General features: G+C 67.3%; 7 protein-coding genes. 2 read left to right on the forward strand and 5 right to left on the reverse strand.

The window, feature by feature from the left end; all coding sequences use genetic code 11:
* Nucleotides 1-383: 383 nt before the first annotated feature.
* On the forward strand, nt 384-737 hold the full coding sequence (locus AX690_RS22810; RefSeq protein ID WP_156449610.1) for a hypothetical protein: 354 nt from the start codon (nt 384-386) through the stop codon (nt 735-737).
* 110 nt (nt 738-847) lie between these two features.
* Here AX690_RS22810 and AX690_RS09300 read toward each other — a convergent pair whose 3' ends face one another.
* The 4 genes from AX690_RS09300 to fliQ all read right to left on the reverse strand — a co-directional run bounded on the left by AX690_RS09300 (nt 848) and on the right by fliQ (nt 3,121).
* Entirely contained in the window at nt 848-1,072 is a 225-nt protein-coding gene (locus AX690_RS09300) for a hypothetical protein (RefSeq protein WP_066680759.1), read from the reverse strand.
* 40 nt (nt 1,073-1,112) lie between these two features.
* Nucleotides 1,113-2,096 carry an NAD(P)/FAD-dependent oxidoreductase gene (locus tag AX690_RS09305; protein ID WP_082769584.1) on the reverse strand — a complete coding sequence of 328 codons (984 nt, stop codon included), beginning with the start codon at nt 2,094-2,096 and terminating at the stop codon, nt 1,113-1,115.
* Nucleotides 2,086-2,685 (reverse strand): cytochrome c, encoded by a 600-nt coding sequence (locus tag AX690_RS09310; protein ID WP_066680757.1) that lies wholly within the window; start codon nt 2,683-2,685, stop codon nt 2,086-2,088. Before AX690_RS09310 ends, AX690_RS09305 begins: the two co-directional genes overlap by 11 nt.
* Before the next feature lie 169 nt (nt 2,686-2,854).
* Nucleotides 2,855-3,121 (reverse strand): flagellar biosynthesis protein FliQ, encoded by a 267-nt coding sequence (gene fliQ, locus AX690_RS09315; protein WP_197426822.1) that lies wholly within the window; start codon nt 3,119-3,121, stop codon nt 2,855-2,857.
* A gap of 379 nt (nt 3,122-3,500) precedes the next feature.
* On the opposite strand from fliQ, the gene AX690_RS22815 reads away from it, so the two are divergent.
* Nucleotides 3,501-3,833: a hypothetical protein gene (locus AX690_RS22815; protein ID WP_156449611.1), complete on the forward strand. Its 333-nt coding sequence runs from the start codon at nt 3,501-3,503 to the stop codon at nt 3,831-3,833.
* Here AX690_RS22815 and AX690_RS09320 read toward each other — a convergent pair.
* Nucleotides 3,793-4,241 (reverse strand): HAMP domain-containing sensor histidine kinase (locus AX690_RS09320; protein WP_197426821.1); only part of this gene is annotated, 449 nt, incomplete at its 5' end. The two genes, AX690_RS22815 and AX690_RS09320, sit on opposite strands and share 41 nt — an antisense overlap.

A 4,241-nucleotide genomic window follows, 5' to 3' on the forward strand; every position in this document is an offset into this window, starting at 1 on the left:
AGGTCTCCGATCAGGTGTCGGCGCAGCTCAACGTCGAGAACGTCTTCGACAAGGGTTACTACGCCGCCGCCAACAGCAATTCGAACATCACCCCAGGCTCGCCCCGCGCGGTGCGGCTGTCGCTGCGGCTCAGCTACTGATCAATCTGCCGACCCCAGCTCGCGCAGCGCTCGGCGCGCTTGAGGGCTGCAGCCCACCTCGCGCGTATCCAGATTAGGGCCCCCGATCGGCTCTGGTGGCAGCGCTGGCCCGATCCCCCGCCAGCGACGCACGCAGGGAAGGGGGCGCGACCCGCCTTGGTCGCGTCCCATCTTCCTCCGCGTTCTCGCCACGCAGGCCGCTCGTTCGACGGGGCGACCTGTGGTGACGACAGGAGGCGCGCCATGATCCGCTGTTTGAGGATGATCCTGCTTTGCGCGGCCGTCGCGCTCCCCGCGGTCGCGGTCGCGCACGACCGGATGCCGCGAGGCCCGGCGGGCAGATGGGTGGAATATGGCTATAGCAGCTACCCGCGAAGCGACTATCTGCCCGCTTATCGCGGCGACGTCGGTTACTCGGGCTACTATTCGCCGTATCGAACGCCGGGCCCTCGGGTCTACGTCTACCCACATGGGACGCGCGTCTGGTACGGGCCTAGTGTTGCGCCCAGTTACGGCCACGGTCCGGCCGGACACTCCGGCTACACCTATGGCGGCCAGCACCCTCGCCACCATGTCGACCGCCACCATGGCTGGTGACGGCCGCCAGGGGCTGCAAGCGGTGGGCTGTGGCGGGCGAGGTGCGGCGGGAACCTGGCGCCCCCCGAGCATCCGGACCCCTGTTCAATCCGCGACCGGGCGAGGACGACCTATTGACCCAGCTTTGGATCGGAGGCGGGCTGGCCGTCGCCTTCGGTCCAATCATAGTCGGCGCTGAGAAATCCGTTCTCGACGGCCGTGGCGCGAACGGCGATCCCGGTGCAAGGGAGGCGCTCTGCGCCAGGCAGGGCTTCGATCGCCTCACGGGTCGCCAACCGATTGGCGGAAGTGGGCGCGCCGCCCGCAGGGCAGGCGAAGTGGTAGACCGTGACCATTGACACCGCGCCTCCTTGGCGACACCGCTCTGGGCGCGCTTCAGTCATGGACGACCCGCACAGGCGGCAGGCTATTGTGGATCGCGGTCGCGGCGATCGCCGCCTCGCCGACCGCGACGCTGATTTGGTCGAGCCCCCGCACCACGTCTCCGGCCGCATAGACGCCCGGCAAGAAGGTGCGCTGGTGCTCATCGACGAGGATACACCCGGACCCGTCAGTGACGACCCCGATCGTCTCGGCGAGGCCGGATTGTGGCTCGACGCCCAAGGCGCCGTAAACCACTTCGAAGGGCTCGAGCTCTGATCCGTCGATCCGCAAGGCGTGCAACCGATTGTCCTGGACCTTAAAGCCATCCGGCTGCACCACGATCAACGGGACGCCCGCGCCCTCCAGCGCCTCACGGCTGGCTCGTGAGACCGTATGGTTGTAGCCCAGCGTCAACAGGCTCACGCTGGGGCTGTACGCGCGGAGGAACAGCGCCTCGCTTGCGGCGTGATCGTCCATGCCGATCACGGCGATCCTGTCCAGCATGGCTTCAAAGCCGTCGCAGATAGGGCAAAATCGCAGCAGCCCGTCGCGGATCGCCTGCTCGGGTTCGGGAATCGGCGGCCGACGGTCCAGCACGCCGCTGGCGAACAGGACGGTTCGGCCCAGCACCGTCCGATCCGCTAAGGCCGCGCGCCAAAGGGCTTCGCCCATGCAGTCCAGCCGCGCCACGGGCCCCGCCCAGTCCACCGGCCCGAAGAGCGCCAACTGCTCGCGCAGCTGAGCGAGCAGGTCCAGCCCGCGGATGCCCCCGGCGAAACCGGGGACGTTATGACTACGTGGAATCAGCGCCGCACGGCTCTGTCCGGCGTCGGCGATCAGGACCGTTCGCCGAAATCGCCGCAGATAGAGCGCCGCCGCAAGGCCGGCTGGACCCCCGCCAAGGATCAGACAGTCGAAGACGTCGTCTATTGGGAACTCCAGGTCGACGTTATGGCTCGGCTGTGGAGTCTCCCGCATGCGCGCTTCAGTCGTCATGGCCGGTATGACCGTCCGATTCCTTGGGCGGCGGCGTCATGCCCGGCATGGCCATGCCCGCCATCCCGCCGCCTTCCTTCATCATCTCGTCGTGGTCGGCCGGAGCGCTTTTGATCGCCGCCTGGTATTGCGCCGGCGACATCTTCGGAAGCTGGCGGACGAACGCCACCATGTCCCAGATCAGCTCGTCGCTGTGCGTGCGCCCCCAGGCCGGCATGGCGGTCATCTTGATACCGTGCTTGATCGCCCAGAACTGCTCGCCGGCCGTGAGGTCGGCGTGCCGCCAGAGTTCAGGCGCCTGCGGATAGAGGCCCTGGCTCATCTCTGTCTTTTCCAGGCCGGGCGCCAGATGGCAGCCGCTGCACATCTCGGTATAGAGCCCCGCGCCGCTCGCGATCCGCTTGGGGTCGTTCAAGTTCGCCGGCGCCTTGACGTCCCTCGCACGCACGCTGATCGAGCGGTCGCGCAGGGTTTCCAGCACCTTGTAGACCGGTGGCGTGTGAGGCGCGTCGGCGCCGATGTTGTAAAGCCCCAGGCCGATCGTCACGCCGATGGCCACCGCCGCGAGCAATCCAGCCGCGCCCAGCACGACAGCGATTCCGAGATGCGTCCTCGGATGCCGTAGATCCCACCCCATCACCTGCATTTTCTTGCCTTCCCTAAGAGATCCGCTGAGATTGAGATGGTCGCTGTGGGCGGCGCCTGTCTCGAACATGAATTTGGTTTAATGTCGTGAGGTCCGCCGCCGCCCCTTGTCGCTACATCGCGGCGATCCGCTGCGCGATGTGCTCCATGAAGTTCTTCATCAGGGCGGCCATCATCGGCAGGAAGATCAAGAGCGCGATGAAGATCGCCACGATCTTCGGGGCGTAGACGAGCGTTTGCTCCTGGATCTGTGTCAGGGCCTGCAAAAGACCGATCGCGACCCCGACGACCAGGCCGACGATCAATACCGGCGCTGAGATCTGCACCGTCAGCCAGATGGCGTCGCGCGCCACGTCGAGGACCTCGGCGCCGCCCATCAGCGCCGCGGCGCGGGTGCGGACCCGTGAAAATCACGATGTGGGTCGGAGATCCAGATCCGGTCATCGGCCTTGGGCGTGCTGGTTCCGACGACTTCATAGGCGGTCAGTCCGACAATAACGGCGGCGACGAGGAGCGCCGCCGTCCAAAAAAGCGGGCCGCGCCGGCGCCCGCTCGCGCGATCGGGTCTCGTCTTCTGGCGGACCACAGGATTCCCCTGTCAGCACTGCTAATGGGGTTACGCGCCGGGTCCGGCCGAACCCTCAGCGCGCGCGTAATCGCCTAAACGCGATGTCACGTCCGCTTGCGGTCCACGACATCCGCGTAGGCGACAACGCTCCTGTTCGCCGACCTTGCGTCGGCCAATCCAAGGAGCATCCGATGCAACGCCTTCTTGCCGCCGCCGCTGCGACGACCGGCCTCATGATCGCCTCGGCCGCCTCAGCGCAGCCATACGGCCATCCCGGCGCGCCTTATGCGCCATCCACCAGCGCCTGGCGCGCAAACCCTTACGGCGCCGCGAGAACGTACCAGGACGACCGTGCTTACGACGGCGGCGCTCGCTATGATTACGGCGCCCGTCACAGCTACGATTCCGCGGTTGGTCCCACCCGTCCATACGACGCCTATGGATACGCGCCCAACCGCACCTATGGCGGCTGGGGCGCGCGCTTCATCCTTCCGTTCCGGTCACACGGCCGGTCTCACCGGTGACCTCCTTAGGCGCGCGGGCGGGGCGCAGATCCCGGTCCGGGCTCAGCGGCAAGCGTAGCTCCGCCCTGAGCCCGGGCTGATTGTCCGCCAGCACGAGCTGGCCGCGATGGACCCGCGCGACGGTCGCCACGAGGGATAGTCCAAGGCCGCTGCCGGGCGTGGAGCGGCTCTCGTCCAGGCGGCTGAAGCGCTGCACGGCCCGTTCCCGCGCATCCGGTGCGATCCCTGGCCCTCGGTCGCCAATGGTGAGACGGCTGGCCGCACCGTCGATTCCCGTGGCGACGACGATCTGGCCTCCTGGGCTCCCATGCTTGATGGCGTTGTCGATCAGGTTGGCGGTCGCATGGAGGAGTAGGCTCGAAACCCCGCGCGCCGGCGCCCGCGAAAGCCGAAGGAGGAGATGCTGCC

Origin of the sequence: Caulobacter sp. CCH9-E1, assembly GCF_001556515.1 — a bacterium.
Taxonomy (GTDB): Bacteria; Pseudomonadota; Alphaproteobacteria; order Caulobacterales; family Caulobacteraceae; genus Caulobacter.